Here is a 16,252-nt window from a genome sequence, read left to right on the forward strand (position 1 = left end):
CCATGGGCGAAGCGTGTGTCCGGCCGGGGTGCTCCGGCGGAGTGATCGACGCGGACGGGTACTGCACCGAGTGCGGTCTGGCGCCGCTGGGGGTGTCCGGCACCACCGGGACGGCCACCGCGACGGGGGTCGGCGCCAAGTGCGCGCAGCCCGCCTGCGCCGGCACCATCGACGCCGACGGCTTCTGCGACGAGTGCGGCATCGCGGCCGGCCCGGCGCGGACGGCGGCCTCGGCAGCGGTGCCCGCCTCCCGGGTCGCGCCCGACTCCGGCTCCAGCTCGGCCCGTTCGGTGCCGTCCAGCCGCACCGGCTCGTCCCGCTCGATGTCCGGCCGGTCCCGTTCGCACCGCTCCACCCGGACCGGCACCCGCGGCTCGGTCTCGGTGCGCAGCTCCAAGGGCAGCCGCAGCACCGGCAGCCGCAGCCGGCTGGGCGCCGGCCTGGTCACCGTGCCGCCGGTGCCGAAGAGCGACCCGGCGCAGGCGGTGCTGGTCGACCCCGAGGTGCCGGAGCGCAAGCGGTTCTGCAGCAAGTGCGAGGCGCCGGTGGGCCGGGAGAAGAACGGCCGCCCGGGCCGCCCCGACGGCTTCTGCACCCAGTGCGGGCAGGCCTACTCGTTCACCCCGAAGCTGCAGCGCGGCGACCTGGTCGGCGGCCAGTACGAGGTGATGGGCTGCCTGGCGCACGGCGGCCTGGGCTGGATCTACCTCGCGGTGGACCGCCGGGTCAGCGACCGCTGGGTGGTGCTCAAGGGCCTGCTGGACACCGGCGACGAGGACGCGCTGGCGGTGGCGATCGCCGAGCGGCGGTTCCTCGCCGAGGTGGACCACCCCAACATCGTCCGGATCATCAACTTCGTCGAGCACCCGGATCTGCGGACCGGCAGCACCGACGGCTACATCGTGATGGAGTACGTCGGCGGCAAGTCCCTCAAGGACATCGCCAACGACCGCCGCACTCCGGACGGCCGGCGCGACCCGCTGCCAGTGGCGCAGGCCATCGCCTACGCCCTGGAGGCGCTGCCCGCGCTCGGCTACCTGCACAGCCGGGGCCTGGTCTACTGCGACTTCAAGATCGACAACGTGATCCAGAGCGAGGACACACTCAAGATCATCGACATGGGCGCGGTCCGCCGCTTCGACGACGACGGCCCGATCTACGGCACGGTCGGCTACCAGGCGCCGGAGATAGCGACCGACGGCCCCTCCCCCGCCTCCGACCTGTACACCGTGGCCCGCACCCTGGCGGTGCTGACCTTCGACTTCCAGGGCTACAGCACCACCTACCGGGAGGAGCTGCCCGGCCCCGAAGAGGTGCCGGTCTTCGCCCAGTACGAGTCGTTCTACCGGCTGCTGGTACGGGCCACCGACCCGGACCCGTCGCGCCGGTTCGCCTCCGCCGAGGAGATGGCCGACCAGCTGACCGGCGTACTGCGGGAGATCCTGGCCCTGTCGGACGGTCAGCCCCGGCCCGCCCTGTCCACCCTGTTCGGACCCGAACTGCGGGTCGTGGACACCGAATTGATCGCCGACGGACCGGCCCCCGCACCCGGGGTGCCGCGGCTGGTGGTGCCCGACGTGGCCGCCGCCGCGCTGGCCCTGCCGGTGCCGCGGGTCGACCCGGGCGACGCCAACGCCGGGTTCCTGGCCGCGCTGATGGCGACCCGGCCCGACGACGTGCTGGGTGCGCTGAGCACCGCCACCTCGGACTCGGTGGAGCTGCGGCTGCGCCGCCTGCGCGCACTCATCGAGCTCGGCCGGCACGTCGACGCCGAGCAGTCGCTGGCCCAGCTGCGCTCCGACCACGGCGACGACTGGCGGGTGGTCTGGTACCGCGGGCTGTCCCAGCTGGCCCTGGCCGGCGCGGCCTCCTCCCAGGCGCAGACCCGGCCGCTGGTCGAGGCCGCCGCCGAGGCCTTCGACGCGGTCTACGACGCCTTCCCCGGCGAGGCCGCGCCCAAGCTGGCGCTCGGCATCTGCGCCGAACTGCTGGGCAACCACGAGGACGCCGCCGAGTTCTACCGGCTGGTGTGGACCACCGACCACGGCTATGTGAGCGCCGCCTTCGGACTCGCCCGGGTCTGCCTGGCCGGCGGCGACCGGGCCGGCGCGGTCGCCGCCCTGGAGTCGATCCCGGAGGTCTCCACCCACTACACCGCCGCCCGGATCGCCGCGATCCGGGCCCGGGTGCGGGCCCGGACCCCGCAGGAGCCGATCGGCGACGACCTGGCAGCGGGCAACGCCCAACTCGCCCTGCTCGGGCTGGACGACCGGCGGCGCGAGCAGCTCTCGGTGGAGGTGCTGGAGAGCACGCTGGGCTGGGCGCTGGCCGGCGCCCCCGGCCACTCGCCGGTCGCCACCGCGCTCGGCACCCTGCCGACCAAGGAACGCGAACTGCGGTTCGCGCTGGAGAAGTCCTACCGATCACTGGCCCGGCTCGCCGAGCGGGCCGAGGACCGGATCGAACTGGTGGAGCGGGCCAACCGGTCCCGACCGCGGACGTGGGTGTGACGATGACCGAGTGCCCGGGCTGCGGCGAACCGCTCGACCCCGCGGACGTGTTCTGCGAGAACTGCGGGATGGGCCTGGCCGCCGCGCCGCCCGCACCCGCCGCCTCGATCGCCGGGGCCGACTTCGCGCTGCCGCCGGCGGCCGGGCCGGTCTGCGCGCACTGCGGCGCCGGGCAGGTGGGCGCCGACGGCTTCTGCGAGGCCTGCGGGATGGCCCAGCCGAGCCCGCGCGACCATGTGGAGCGCTCGCTGGCCGGCGGCGCCGGGGTCAGCGACCGCGGGCTGCGCCACCACCGCAACGAGGACTCCTTCACGCTGGCCGCCACCTCGCTGCCGGACGGCCGGCCCGCCGTGGTCGCGGTGGTCTGCGACGGGGTCTCGTCCGCCTCCCGGCCCGACGAGGCGTCACAGACCGCGGCCGACGCGGCCGGTGAGGCGCTGCTGACCGCGCTGGAGCACGGCGAGGCGGCCGAGCCGGCGATGCGCGGCGCGATCGCCAGCGCCGCCGCCGCGGTGGCCGCGCTGGCGGGCGACGGCACCGCCCCGGAGCCCGGACACAACTCCCCCGCCTGCACGGTGGTCAGCGCGGTGGCCGCCGCCGGGGTGGTCACCGTGGGCTGGGTGGGCGACAGCCGGGCGTACTGGATCCCGGACGACCGCTCCGACGCCGAGCCGTACCGGCTGACCGAGGACGACTCCTGGGCGACCGGCATGATCGCGGCCGGCCTGATGAGCGAGGCCGAGGCCTACGCGGACGCCCGGGCGCACGCCATCACCGGCTGGCTGGGCGCGGACGCCGAGGAGGTCGTGCCGCACACCGTCGCCTTCACCCCGCATGTGCCCGGCGTGCTGCTGATCTGCACCGACGGCCTGTGGAACTACGCCGAGGCCGCCACCAGCCTGGCCGACCTGGTTCGCGCCGACGCCCGCACCGACCCGCTGCGGGCCGCCCAGGCCCTGGTGGCCTTCGCCGTCGCCGCCGGCGGGCACGACAACATCACCGTCGCGGTGCTGCCGGTGGTGCCGGATCCGGCGTCCGGCTGGGTGGACACCCTGCTCGACCTGCCGGTGATCAAGCCGACCGTTCCGCCGATGCCCAGCTTCCCGCCGGCCGTTTCCACCGAGCAGAGCTGACGCCCACTCACCCGTTGTCCGGCTGACGTCTTCTCACGACGCACCAGCCACCCATCGACTCTTGCCAAGAGGGGTACGGCCAATGGCCAGTCTGACCAAGTCGAACCTGCCCAGGTTCGCCACCGAGATCTTCCAGAACGAGTACCTCGCCGAGGGCGCCCGCGAGGTCAACGCCATCGTCACCGTCACCGCCACCGGCGGCGGCACCACAGGCGGGCGGCCGCTGGGCCTGGGCGCGGACGCCGCACCCGGCGCCGCCCAGGACGCCGCGGTGGTCCTGATGGTCGACTGCTCGGGCTCGATGGACTACCCGCCGACCAAGATGCGCAACGCCCGGGACGCCACCGCCGTGGCCATCGACACCATCCGCGACGGGGTCGCCTTCGCGGTGGTGGCCGGCACCCACGAGGCCCGCGAGGTCTACCCGGCCAACGGCTCGCTGGCCGTCGCCTCGCCGGCCACCCGGGAGGCCGCCAAGCAGTCGCTGCGCAAGCTGACCGCGGGCGGCGGCACCGCCATCGGCACCTGGCTCACGCTGGCCGACAGGCTCTTCCTGACCCGCCACGACATCGCCATCCGGCACGGCATCCTGCTCACCGACGGCCGCAACGAGCACGAGAAGCCGGCGGACCTGCAGAAGACCCTGGACCGGGTGAGCGGCCACTTCACCGCCGACTGCCGCGGCGTCGGCACCGACTGGGAGGTCGCCGAGCTGCGCAAGATCGCCTCCGCGCTGCTCGGCACCGCCGACATCGTGGCCGAACCGGCCGACCTGGCCGAGGACTTCCGCTCGATGATGACCGCCGCGATGGGCAAGCAGGTCGCCGACGTGGCACTGCGGGTCTGGACCCCGGCCAACGCCCAGGTGAAGTTCGTCAAGCAGGTGGCGCCCGACCTGGAGGACCTCACCGGGCGGCGGGCCGAGGCCGGGCCGCGGGCCGGCGACTACCCGACCGGCTCCTGGGGCGACGAGAGCCGCGACTACCACGTCTGCGTCGAGGTGCCGTCCGCCGCGGTCGGCAACGAGATGCTGGCCGCCCGGATCTCCCTGGTGCTGCCCGGCGCCGACGGCTCCACCGAGGTGCTGGCCCAAGGCCTGGTCCGCGCGGTGTGGACGGACGACCTGGCCTCCTCCACCCGGATCAGCCCGCAGGTGGCCCACTACACCGGGCAGGCCGAGCTCGCCTCGTCGATCCAGGAGGGCCTGGAGGCGCAGCGGGCGGGCGACATGGACACCGCCACCGCCAAGCTCGGCGCGGCGGTCCGGCTGGCCCACCAGACCGGCAACGAGGGCACCTTCAAGCTGCTGCAGAAGGTGGTCGACGTGGTCGACCCCAAGGAGGGCACTGTCAGGTTCCGCAAGGACGTCAGCGAGGCCGACTCGATGACCCTGGAGACCCGCTCGACCAAGACCGTCCGGGTGGCGGCCAAGAAGCGCGAGGGCTGAGCGGCCGCCGGCGAGGCGGAACGGCTCGGGTGCGTCGCCGCCGGTGCGCAGTCACCGGACGGACCGCCGCGCAGTGGGAGGCCGCCCTCGTGGTGTTCCACTGACCCGCCGCCGTTCACCACGGCCTGGCAGATCGGTATCGTGAGAGGCTGTCGTGAAACTGGTTCCGTCGGGGGCCGGGACCTGCCGAGATGTGGGGGACTTGATGCCGATCTGCCCTAGTGGCCACGAGTCGCAGTCGGAGGACTACTGCGACTACTGCGGCCTCGCGATGCGCCCGGCCGCCATGGTCGGGGCACCAGGGCCGTTCGGCGCTCCGGTGCCCCCGCCGCCGGCCATGCCGCCGCAGGCGCCGCCGATGCCGGGCGGTTTCCCGGGGGTCTCCGAGAGCGTCGGCTGCCCGATCTGCCGTACCCCGAAGACCGGCCGGTACTGCGAGGAGTGCGGCTACGACTTCGAGCTGTCCACCTCGCCGGGGATGCCGGTGGTGGGCGCGCCGCAGGGCTACGGCTATCCGCCGCCGGGGCCCGCGCAGCCCGGGCCCGCGCACCAGCAGCAGCCGGGGTACGGCTACCCGCCGCCCGGCTCCGGCTACCCGTCGCAGCCCGACCCGGTCTTCCCACCGCCGCAGCCCGACCCGGTCTTCCCGCCGGCGGACCCGTTCGGGTCGGCGCCGTCCACCCGCTCGCCGTACCAGCAGCCGGGGCAGCCGGGCGCACAGCCGCCCGGGCATCCTGGGCACCCCGGGATGCCGCAGCCCGGACAGCCCGGCATGCCCGGGCAGCCCGGAGTGCCCCCGCAGCCGTCCCGGCCGATGCCGCCGCAGCAGCCGGGCATGCCGCCGCAGCCCAGCGTCGAGCAGTACGGCACCTCGTTCCACCTGGCACCGCCCTCCCAGCAGATGCCGCAGGCCGAGCCGGTCAGATCCCAGTGGGTGGCCGTGATCACCGCGGACCGCGAGTACTTCACGGACATGATGGCCCGCAGCGGCCCGGAGGCCTCCGGGCTGTTCTTCCCGCCGTACTGCCCGGAGCGCCGGATCCCGATCACCGGTCGCGGCCAGCTGCGGATCGGCCGGCGCAGCCAGCACCGCGGCACCGTGCCGGAGATCGACCTGTCGGTGCCGCCGGAGGACCCGGGCGCCTCGCACCAGCACGCGCTGCTGGCCGAGCAGCCGGACGGCAGCTGGGTGCTGGTCGACCAGGACTCCACCAACGGCACCACGATGAACGGCGGTGCCGAGCCGATCGCCCCGCACACCGCCGTCGCGCTCAACGACGGTGACCGGATCCACATCGGCGCCTGGACCACCATCACCCTGCACCGCTCCTGAGCTTGTCAGGAGCCGGTGCTTCCGCGGCCGCAGTGGTGGCGACCGGAGTCGTAGGACCGACGTCTCGGTTCCGGCTCCGGCCACGGTCTGCGACCATGGTCGGGTGACTGAGATCGGGCGCGGCGAGACTCGCGAGGAGACGTTCTACGAGGCGGTCGGCGGCGAGGCCGCCTTCCGCCGGCTGGTGCACCGCTTCTACCAGGGGTGGCCGGGGACGAACTGCTGCGCCCGATGTACCCCGAGGAGGACCTCGGCCCGGCCGAGGAGCGGCTGGCGCTCTTCCTGATGCAGTACTGGGGCGGTCCGCGCACCTACAGCGAGGAGCGCGGGCACCCGCGGCTGCGGATGCGGCACATGCCGTTCAAGGTCGACCAGGCCGCGCACGACGCCTGGCTGCGGCACATGCGGGATGCGCTGGACGAGCTGGAGCTGGCCCCGGACGCCGACCGGCAGCTCTGGGAGTACCTGGCCTACGCCGCCGCCTCGATGGTCAACTCCGCCTGACCTGCGGGTAATTGACTGGCCTTGACATGTTCGGTGCTCGTTTGCTTTCGCTCCGGACACGTTTTGCACCGAACCCTTCCACCTGAGTTCGCAGTCTGACAACATCGCCCGGTATTCGGTGCCAGGGCTCCGCAGACCGCTATTCGGCAGCCCGCCCTTCGCTGCCCTGCGCCCGAATTTCACCACTGTCGGGGGACTTCGGGGGAGGGACAGCGTCCATGGGCGGTTTCGTCCTGCGCAGGCTGCGCAGCAGACTCGCACTGGCCGGCGCGGCGATGCTGACCGTCCTGCTCACCGCGACCACGCTGGCCGCACTGAACGCCTTCGAGGCCGGGGTCGGCGACGCCGGCCTGCACCGCGCGCTCACCGTCCAGGACCGCAACCGGGCCACCGTCGACGTGACCGCCGACGGCAGCGCCGACCAGCGCGGCAAGACCGAGCAGCAGGTCCGGCAACTGGCCGGCGACCTGTTCAGCCCGCTGCCCACCGCCGTGCAGCGGCTGGCCCGCAGCCACCCGTTCGCCCTGCCCTCGCCCGTCCCCGTCCCCCGCAACCCCGACGGCAGCCCCGCCGACCCCGACCTGACGTTCCTGGCCTCGCTCGACCCGGCCAGGGTCACCGTGACCGCCGGCCGGCTGCCGAAGGACACCGCCCCGGGCGCGCCGATCGAGGTGGCGGTGCCCGACGTCGTGGTCGCCCGGCTCGGACTGCACACCGACGCCCTGCCGGCGCCGCTGCACCTGGTCGACCGGTACGACGGCTCGTCCCACGACGTGCTGATCACCGGTACCTACCACCCCACCGACACCACCGACCGCTACTGGCAACTGGACGAGCTGGGCGGCCACGGACTGTCGGTCAGCGGCTTCACCACCTACGGCCCGCTGCTGGTCCCGGACAGTGCCTTCACCGGCTCCGCGCTCACCCAGCAGAGCGCCAACTGGCAGATCACCGCCGACTTCAGCAGCGCCAGGGCCGCCGCCCTGGACGCGCTGCGCACCCGGGTGCCGCAGGTCGTGGGCGCCTTCCAGAACAGCACCGGGTACACCGCCACCACCCGACTACCGGCCGCCCTCGGCGACTTGCACAACGATCTGCTGGTGGCCCGGTCCACCCTGGTGATCGGCGGACTGCAACTCGTGGTGCTGGCGGTCGCCGCGCTGCTCCTGGTCACCCGGCTGCTGAGCGAGCGCCAGGCCACCGAGAACGCGCTGCTGACCGCGCGCGGCGCCGCCCGTCGCCGGATCGCCGGGATCACCGCGCTGGAGGCCGGGCTGCTGGCACTGCCCGGCGGGCTGCTCGGGCCGCTGCTGCTGCCGCCGGTGCTCGGGCTGATCGGGCGGTTCGGACCACTGGCCCGCACCGGCGTCCGGCTCGGCAACGGGCTGGCCCCGAGCTCCTGGCTGGTGACCATGGCCACCGCCGTCGGCGCGGTGCTCATCGTGCTGGTGCCGAACGTGCTGCGGGCCGGCGGGGCCGTGCTGCAACGCCGTTCCGGCCGGCGGCAGGCGGCGGCGTCGGGCCTGCTGCGGTCCGGCGCCGACGTGGCGCTGCTGGTCCTGGCCGGGCTCGCCTACCTGCAGCTCGACCACTACAGCTCCGGCGTGGCGGGCGGCGGCGCGCTCTCCACCGACGCCAGCGGGCAGCTCGGCCTGGACCCGGTGCTGGTGGTCGCCCCCACCCTGGCGCTCTGCGCCGGCACCATGCTCACGCTGCGGCTGCTGCCGCTGGCCGCCAGGCTCGGCGAACGCTGGGCCGTCCGCGGCCGCGGGCTGCCGGCCGCACTCTCCGGCTGGCAGTTCGCCCGCCGGCCGCGCCGCAACGCCGGGCCGGTGCTGCTGATGGTGCTCGCCGTCTCGATGGGCATGCTGGCGCTCGGCCAGGCCGCCACGCTGAGCGCCTCGCAGCGCGACCAGGCCGACTTCAGCTCGGTCGGCGGCCTGCGGATCAGCGGGCTGGGCCTCACCTCGCTCGGCCAAGCCGGACTGCTCTCCGGCCTGCCCGGCGGCGACCGGGTGATCCCGGTCTCCCGGCAGGCGCTGCCGCTGAACGGCGGCCAGACCGGCCAACTGCTGGCCATCGACACCCGGCAGGCGAGCAACTCGGTGCGGCTGCGCGACGACCTGACCGGCGGACGCACCCCCGCCCAGCTCTACGGGCCGCTCGCCGACCAGGTCCCGAGCACCTCCGACGGCCTGGCACTGCCCGGCAAGCCGCTGCGGGTGTCCGTGGACCTCAGCATGACCACCGCGGTCACCCCCGAGGCGGTCAGTCTCCTGCCGGGCGCCCCGCTCAACCCCCCGGTGGCCCCGACCCTGCAGCTGGTGATGCACGACCGCTTCGGCCTGGTCTTCACCGTGCCGCTGGGCACCAACCTGCCGCTGAACGGCGACGCCACGGTCACCGCCGACCTGGGCGCGGTCTTCGCCCACCCCGCCGGGGCCCCCGCCTATCCGCTCACCCTGATCGGCGTCCAGGCCGAGTACTACGCGTCACTCGAGGGCCAGGTCAATCAGCAGTTGACGATCCACCAGATCACCGCCGCGCCGGGCGACGGCACGCCTGGCCAGCCGGTCGGCCACCCCGACCACCTCGGCTGGCAGTTGGACGACCACCGGTCCAAGGACCACCCGGCAGACCTCGCCCAGATCGCCACCGTGAACCCGCAGGACCTGCTCGCCATGACCTTCAGCACCGGCCAGGGCACCGAGAGCCAGGACGCCACGGTGACGCTGCCGAACCCGACCGGCGCCAACCTGCCCGCGACCATCCCGGCGCTCGCCACCAAGGACTTCCTGGCCGCCGCGGGCGCCAAACCCGGTGACGAGATCCCGATGCAGATCGGCGTCGACCAGCTGCGGTTCAAGATCATCGGAGTGGTGCCCGCCCTGCCCACCACCGGCAGCCCCTCCGGCGGGCCCAGCAGCGCGCTCCTCGCCGACCTGCACACCATCGACCGCGTCATCGCCACCCAGAGCGACAACCCGCTCAGCCCGACCGAGTGGTGGCTGCCCAGCCGAGGGCCGGGCGACCCGCAGCCCGCCGCCATGGCCGCCGCCCTTCGCTCCAGCGCGGCATCGGGCCAACTCCAGCTGGACGGCGACCTGGTGACGGGCATGCGGGCCGATCCGCTGACCGCCGCCCCGCAGACCGGACTGCTCGCGCTCACCATCGCCGCCGCCGCGCTCGCCGCGATCGGCTTCACCGCCGCGGCCATCGGCGCCGCCGCCGAACGGGCCGTCGAGTTCGCGGTGCTGCGAGCCCTCGGCAGCCCGCACCGGCAACTGGCCCGCACCGCCGCCGCCGAACAGGGGATCCTGATCGGACTCGGGCTCGGACTCGGCGCCCTGCTCGGCACGGTGCTGGTCCACCTGGTGGTGCCGCTCACCGTCCTCACCCCCACCGCTGGGCGGCCGGTACCGGCGGCGATGGTGGCCCTGCCGATCGGGCAGGTGCTGGTGCTGCTGGCGGCCGTCGCCGCGCTGCCGGTGCTGCTCACCGTCCACCGGGTGCTGCGGCCGGCCCGCGCCGCCGAGACCACCACCCGCCTGCGCCACTCGGAGGAGATGTGAGCCGCGACAAGGCCAGCTCGACGTGGAGCGCTCGGCGGGCCGGACGGCGAGCCGGGCAGCCGGACGGACAGCCTGACGGACGGCGGGCCGGACGGCGGACCGGGCAGCCGGACGGACAGCCTGACGGACGGCGGTCCGGACGGCGGGCCGGGCGGAACCCGGCGCCCTGGGTCCGCACCCGGCTGCGCACCAGCCGAGCCGCCGCCGTGCTGCTCGCCGTGCTGGTCCTGGGCACCGGATTCCTGGCCGCAGCACTCCCCCGGACCCTGGACCGCGACGCCGACCAGGCGGTGGCCCGGCTGCTCGCCGACCAGCCGGGGGCCGGCCTGTCCGCCAGGGTCATGGACAACGACTCCGGGCTCTCCACGGGCGACCCCCGGGGGCTGTTCAACCTCACCACCGTCAACGACGTGGCATCGGCCATCCAGAAGCAACTGGTCGCGCCGCTGGCACCGACGCCGGGGAGCGCCTCCTACGGCGCCCACTCGCTCAAGGGGCGCCCCCTGCTCGACCCCGGACTGCCCCGGCCGGGCATACCCGACCCCACCCTCAACCTGTTCACCATCGTCGGAGAGCTCAACCACGTGACGGTGGTCCAAGGCCGGGCACCGCAGGCGGTGACCTACATGAACGCACTGAAGAGCGGCACGCTCTACGAGGTCATGCTCTCCAAGGCGACCGCCGACCGGCTCGGCGTCAAGGTGGGCGCGTTCCTCACGACGCCGGGCAAGGACCAAGTCCATGTGGTCGGCATCTTCCAACCCAAGGACCCCAAGGACCCGTTCTGGGACGCCTCGCCGTGCGTCCTCACCGCCTGCCTGAACTACGACCAGGAGCGGCCACCCGAGCCGTACTGGAACACCAGCGGCCTCATCAACGAAGCGATGATGAGCACACTGCCGGACTACGCCTCCTCCGAGCTGTTCTGGCAGATCCCCGTCGACCCCAAGCACATGCACGCCTCCCAGATCCCCGCCGCGCAGCAACTGGTGAGCTCGATCCTCAACGGGCAGCGCGCCGCCGGCCTGCGCGACCAGACCGCCATCTCGGATCTGCAGCTCGACTCCCCACTCCCGGACGTGTTCGCCCAGGCGCAGCGGGACCAGGCGGCGGCCGCCCCGATCTATGCGATCGGGCCGGTCGGCGCGGGGGCAGTGGCACTGGTGCTGCTGGCGCTGGCGGCCGGACTCGCGGTGGACCGCAGGCAGGCAGAACTCCTGCTGCTGCGAGCCCGCGGCGGCTCGCTGCGGGACATCGGCGGGCGGCTGCTCGCCGAGACCGCCGTGCTGGTGGTGCCCGCCGCCGTGCTCGGCACCGCGCTCGCCCTGGTGCTGCTGCCGACGCCGCGCTGGGGAGCGGCGGTGCTGCTCGGCGCGGCGACCGCCCTGGCCTCGCTGCTGCCGTTCCCGATCCGCGCCGTGCTGATGCTGCGCGCCAACGGACCGCGCGGCGGCCGCAACCAGCGGACCGAACGGGCCGCCGGGCGACGCCCGTTCGCCCTCGTCCGGGCGCTCGGCGACCCGCGGCGGCTGATCGCGGAGCTCGGCGCACTGGTACTGGCCGTCGGCGCGGTGGTCGCGGTGCGACGGCGCGGGGTGGCGCCGCCCGGCAGCTCGCTGGACCTGCTGCTGAGCTCGGCGCCGCTACTGCTCGCGCTGGCCGGTGCGGTGCTGCTGGCCCGGATCTTCCCGCTGCTGCTGTCACCGGCCGTGCTGCTGGCCCGGAGGGGTAGGGGGGCGCTCGGGTTCCTCGGGCTGGCCCGCGCCACCCGGGCTGGCGGGGTCGGCAGCGGGCAGGGCGCCGGCGGTGACCGGGGGGCCGGGGGCGGGCGCCGAGTGTGCTGCCGCTGCTCGCGCTGGTGCTCGCGGTCACCACGGCCGGGTTCGGCGTGACGGTACTCGACTCCGCGAACCAGCAACGGCAGGTGGCGGCCCGGCAGATGATCGGCGCGGACGCCCGGGTGACCGGAAACGACGAGATCACGCTGCCGCCCGATTTCCTGGCTGCGGTGGCCAAACTGCCCGGGGTGCGCAGCGGCACCGCCATGGTGCTCGACCGGGACGCCACGCTCAACGGCTTCGTCTCCGGCGGCATGCTGCTGATCGTCGACCCCGCCGAGTACGCGGCTCTGGCCCGCAGCGTGGGATACGGCCAGATCGACCCGACGCTGCTCGAACAACCCACCGCCGCACCCGATGCGCCGGTGCCCGCGATCATCACCGACCAGAACGCGAGCCGGATCGGCACGGGCGACGAGGCCGTCTCACTGCCCGGCGCCTACGGCGAGCTGCGCTACCACGTGGTCGGCACCACCCACGGGTCTCCGGCACTGCCGGACGGCGGGCCGCGCCCGGTCCTGATCGTCTCCAGAGCCGCCGTCGCCCGCCAACTGCCCAGCGCCAAGTACCTGGTGGACAACCCCAACGCCTGGTTCGGCACCGGCAACGGCATCAGCAGCGCGAAGCTACGGGCGCTGCTGGGACGCGAGCTGGCGGCCGACGAGCGCGGGGGCGCGGGGGCAGGGGTGCCGGCGGGGCGGCGGCGAGCCCGGGGGCGGGCGGCAGCGCGCCGAGCGGGGCGACGAGCCCGGGCGCGGCGGCGAGTGCAGGGGTGGCCAGTGCAGGGGCGGCGGCGAGTGCAGGGGCGGCCAGTGGGACGCCAACCAGTGGAGCCTCGACCAGCAGCAGCACCACCGCCGGCACGCTGAGCGTGGACAACTTCTTCTCGGTCGCCACCCGTGACGACATCTCCGCCGGAATCAGCGGGCACCCACTGCAGCACTCCGCCGAACAGCTCTTCTGGGCCGCGGTCGTCACCGCTGCCGGATACAGCCTGCTCTCGCTGCTGCTGACCCTGCTGCGGGCCGCCCCGGAGCGGGCTGCGCTGCTGGCCCGGTTGCGGGCCATGGGCCTGCGGCCGCGCCAGGGCGTGGTGCTGATCCTCTGCGAGGCGCTTCCGCAGGCACTGGCCGCTGCGGCGGCCGGCGCGGGCATCGCCTGCCTGAGCGCACCGCTGCTCGGCTCGACGGTCAACCTGTCGGCGATGGTCGGCACCACGGTACCGGGCGGACTGCGGGTCGACGCGGGGGCGGTGTTCTGGCTGGCGGCCGCCCTGGCCGGGCTCTGCACCCTGGTGGTCCTGGTGGAGACGGCACTGACCGGACGGCGGCAGATCAATACCGAGTTGAGAGCGGGTGACCAGCGGTGAGCAGTCCGGACAACAGCACTGCCGAGCAGCGGACTCCGGGCAGCGGAGCGGCAGCCAACGGAGCGGCAGCCAACGGGGCGGCGACCGGCGAGGAGGCGGCGACCCGCGGCAGCACCGGCGAGGAGGTCAGCCTCGCCGAGCTGCGCCGGCGGGCCGAGGCCGCCCGCAACCAGGTGGCATACGGCCATGACTCGGTCATCGTCTGCGACCAGGTGGTGCGGATCTTCACGGCCGACCGGGTCGAGGTGCAGGCCCTCCAGGGACTCGACCTGCTGGTCCGCAAGGGCGACCTGATCGCCCTGGTCGGGGCCTCGGGCAGCGGCAAGTCCACGCTGCTGAACATCCTGGCCGGCCTGGACGCCCCGACCGCGGGCGCGGCCACCGTCGCCGGCTGCGATCTGCTGACCATGACCGCCAAGGAGCGGCTGCGCTACCGCCGTGAGCTGGTGGGATTCGTCTGGCAGCAGACCGCGCGCAACCTGATGCCGTTCCTGACGGCAGCTCAGAACGTGGCGCTGCCGATGCAGCTCAACGGTGAGCGCTGGTCCGCCGGCCGGGCCAAGCGGCGCGCCGACCGGGCTGGCGAGCTGCTGGACGCGCTCGGCATCGCCCACCTCGCCGACCGGCGTCCGGCCCAGCTCTCCGGTGGCGAGCAGCAGCGGGTGGCGATCGCGGTGGCGATGGCCAACAACCCGTCCGTGGTCCTGGCCGACGAACCGACCGGCGAGCTCGACTCGGAGACCGCCGCGTCGATCTTCGAGGCGTTCCGCACCGTCAACCGGGAGCTCGGCGCCACCGTGGTGATCGTGACCCACGACCCCATGGTCGCCGGCGAGGTGCGGCGCACCGTGGCGATCCGGGACGGGCGCACCAGCTCCGAAGTACTGCGCGAGACCCTCACCGACGAGCACGGCCAGAAGTCCACCAGCGAGCGCGAGTACGTGATGCTCGACCGCACCGGCCGGGTCCAGCTCCCCCGCGAGTTCCTCGCCGCCCTGGGCATGGAGCACCGCGTCGCCGTGGACCTCGCCAGCGACCACATCGCCGTCCGCCCGGACGAGCGGGAAGGCGATGCCTAGCCACACCCCGAGCGCCCACCCCCAGCCGCTCACCCGAGCGGCCGGGGACGACACGCCGCAACACCCCGGACGCCCGCGCCCAGCCGCTCACCCGAGCGGCGTCAACCCCAAACCCGCACCCGGGCCGGCGGTACGCAGCGCGACCGTGCCATGCGGCGCCGTCAAACGCAGCCAGCCCTTCGCCCGGTGAGCAGTGAGCGCGGCACCGGGGTGCAGGAAGCCGATCCGGTAGGCGGCGTGGGCCACTCGCAGCGGCAGCTCGGGAAGGGCGGCCAGGGGGCGCGACCAGATGTCGTCGGCGATCTGGTCCAGCACCGCGCGACTGCGGTGGTGCTCCGGCACCTCGGCCGTGCGCTCCTTGAACTCCCGCACTGATTCCATCAGTTGAGGCATCACCAGATCCACCTCGGTGCTGCCCAGCAGCTGCCAGCCGGTGCGCGGCGGCAGCATCCCGGCCCAGGCCGGGCCGGTCACCGGCGGCGGGACCACCAGGGCGCCGCGCTCCTCGTCAACCGCTTCCAGCAGCTGGCCGGCCGACACCGTCGCATCGGCGGCCGGGGCTGGGCCGGTGAGCCGGGCGGTCCGCAGCGCCAGCACGCCGGTGCCACCGAGCGGCAGCCGACCGTAGACGGCGAGCACACCGCCGTCCTCAACTGCTCCCCCGGGTGCTCCCGGCTGCTCCGACTCCGCCGACTGCGCTGACTCGGCCGGCCGCGGCCCGGGTACGGCCAGCAGTCGCACGGCCGCTGCCCGGTCGAACCGGAGCAGCCGGGTGAGGAACGCGCCGAGGTCCGCCGCCTCCCGCGGGTCGGCGAAGGCCAGGGCTGCGGTGCCGATCACGCCGCGACCTTCTCTCCCTTGGCCGCGGCGTCCGCGCCGCCCTCCGTGCCCTGGCCGCTTTCGGTGCCCTGGCCGTTTCCGGTGCCCTCGCTGCCGTCCTCCAGGAACCGGCTGAGGAACTTCCGCTCCACCGGGCTGATCCGGCGCGGCCGCGCGGCCTTCAGGTCATACGGAACGACCACGCTGGACGCGCGGATGTAGACGGTCTCGGTCCCGTCGTCAGCCACGTCCTTGATCTCGTAGGCGACGGTCACCGAGGCGCCGCCGATCCTGGTCACCCAGGTCTCGATGGTCACCGGCGAGGGCCGGTGCACCAGCGGCCGCTTGTAGTCGATCTCGTGCCGCGCCACCACGGATCCGCCCGCGAACTCGCCCGCGCCGGCCTCGGCGGCCTGGCGGAACATGAAGTCGATCCGGGCCTCCTCCAGGTAGCGCAGGAAGACCACGTTGTTGACGTGTCCGAAGGCGTCCATGTCGGACCACCGCAACGGGCAGGCGTAGATGTGGCGTGCCACGAGTGTCGTTCTCCTCTGTGCCTTCGTGTGCCTCCGCACGCGTCGGCCCGGCGGGCTCCCCGAAGCGGGGCACCTCACCGGGCCGACGGACGGTTCGTCTGACCGAACGACC

General features: G+C 74.2%; 11 protein-coding genes and 1 pseudogene. 10 read left to right on the forward strand and 2 right to left on the reverse strand.

Annotation, left to right across the window (positions count from 1 at the left end):
• Positions 1-2 precede the first annotated feature (2 nt).
• The 10 genes and pseudogenes from E6W39_RS14020 to E6W39_RS14065 all read left to right on the forward strand — a co-directional run bounded on the left by E6W39_RS14020 (position 3) and on the right by E6W39_RS14065 (position 14,785).
• On the forward strand, positions 3-2,510 hold the full coding sequence (locus E6W39_RS14020) for a serine/threonine-protein kinase (protein ID WP_141633831.1): 2,508 nt from the start codon (positions 3-5) through the stop codon (positions 2,508-2,510).
• Positions 2,511-2,512: 2 nt separating this feature from the next.
• Positions 2,513-3,643, forward strand: coding sequence for a PP2C family serine/threonine-protein phosphatase (locus E6W39_RS14025; protein WP_141637732.1), 1,131 nt, complete (start codon positions 2,513-2,515; stop codon positions 3,641-3,643).
• An 82-nt stretch (positions 3,644-3,725) separates the two neighbouring features.
• Positions 3,726-5,090 (forward strand): vWA domain-containing protein, encoded by a 1,365-nt coding sequence (locus E6W39_RS14030; RefSeq protein ID WP_141633832.1) that lies wholly within the window; start codon positions 3,726-3,728, stop codon positions 5,088-5,090.
• Positions 5,091-5,295: 205 nt separating this feature from the next.
• Positions 5,296-6,423, forward strand: coding sequence for an FHA domain-containing protein (locus E6W39_RS14035; RefSeq protein ID WP_141633833.1), 1,128 nt, complete (start codon positions 5,296-5,298; stop codon positions 6,421-6,423).
• Between the two features lie 103 nt (positions 6,424-6,526).
• A pseudogene (locus E6W39_RS14040) lies at positions 6,527-6,927 on the forward strand (globin).
• 218 nt (positions 6,928-7,145) lie between these two features.
• Entirely contained in the window at positions 7,146-10,499 is a 3,354-nt protein-coding gene (locus E6W39_RS14045) for an FtsX-like permease family protein (protein ID WP_141633834.1), read from the forward strand.
• On the forward strand, positions 10,496-12,391 hold the full coding sequence (locus E6W39_RS14050; protein ID WP_141633835.1) for a hypothetical protein: 1,896 nt from the start codon (positions 10,496-10,498) through the stop codon (positions 12,389-12,391). The genes E6W39_RS14045 and E6W39_RS14050 overlap by 4 nt, the downstream gene beginning before the upstream one ends.
• Positions 12,337-13,206: a hypothetical protein gene (locus E6W39_RS14055; protein WP_141633836.1), complete on the forward strand. Its 870-nt coding sequence runs from the start codon at positions 12,337-12,339 to the stop codon at positions 13,204-13,206. Before E6W39_RS14050 ends, E6W39_RS14055 begins: the two co-directional genes overlap by 55 nt.
• 2 nt (positions 13,207-13,208) lie before the next feature.
• Complete coding sequence (locus E6W39_RS14060; protein ID WP_181799265.1) at positions 13,209-13,706, forward strand: FtsX-like permease family protein; 498 nt, start codon at positions 13,209-13,211, stop codon at positions 13,704-13,706.
• A gap of 140 nt (positions 13,707-13,846) precedes the next feature.
• The gene (locus E6W39_RS14065) at positions 13,847-14,785 is read left to right on the forward strand and encodes an ABC transporter ATP-binding protein (protein ID WP_141637733.1); all 939 of its coding nucleotides are present in this window, start codon (positions 13,847-13,849) and stop codon (positions 14,783-14,785) included.
• 87 nt (positions 14,786-14,872) lie between these two features.
• Here the strand turns inward: E6W39_RS14065 and E6W39_RS14070 are convergent, their stop codons facing one another.
• Positions 14,873-15,625 (reverse strand): hypothetical protein, encoded by a 753-nt coding sequence (locus tag E6W39_RS14070; protein WP_141633838.1) that lies wholly within the window; start codon positions 15,623-15,625, stop codon positions 14,873-14,875.
• Positions 15,622-16,140 carry an acyl-CoA thioesterase gene (locus E6W39_RS14075; RefSeq protein WP_141633839.1) on the reverse strand — a complete coding sequence of 173 codons (519 nt, stop codon included), beginning with the start codon at positions 16,138-16,140 and terminating at the stop codon, positions 15,622-15,624. Before E6W39_RS14075 ends, E6W39_RS14070 begins: the two co-directional genes overlap by 4 nt.
• Positions 16,141-16,252 lie beyond the last annotated feature (112 nt).

The organism is Kitasatospora acidiphila (assembly GCF_006636205.1).
GTDB lineage: Bacteria > Actinomycetota > Actinomycetes > Streptomycetales > Streptomycetaceae > Kitasatospora > Kitasatospora acidiphila.

What these genes read in the sequence shown, in the direction of transcription:
- E6W39_RS14020 (WP_141633831.1), top strand. Translation starts at nt 3, where the DNA reads ATGGGCGAAGCGTGTGTCCGGCCGGGGTGCTCCGGCGGAGTGATCGAC.
- E6W39_RS14025 (WP_141637732.1), top strand. Translation starts at nt 2,513, where the DNA reads ATGACCGAGTGCCCGGGCTGCGGCGAACCGCTCGACCCCGCGGACGTG.
- E6W39_RS14030 (WP_141633832.1), top strand. Translation starts at nt 3,726, where the DNA reads ATGGCCAGTCTGACCAAGTCGAACCTGCCCAGGTTCGCCACCGAGATC.
- E6W39_RS14035 (WP_141633833.1), top strand. Translation starts at nt 5,296, where the DNA reads ATGCCGATCTGCCCTAGTGGCCACGAGTCGCAGTCGGAGGACTACTGC.
- E6W39_RS14045 (WP_141633834.1), top strand. Translation starts at nt 7,146, where the DNA reads ATGGGCGGTTTCGTCCTGCGCAGGCTGCGCAGCAGACTCGCACTGGCC.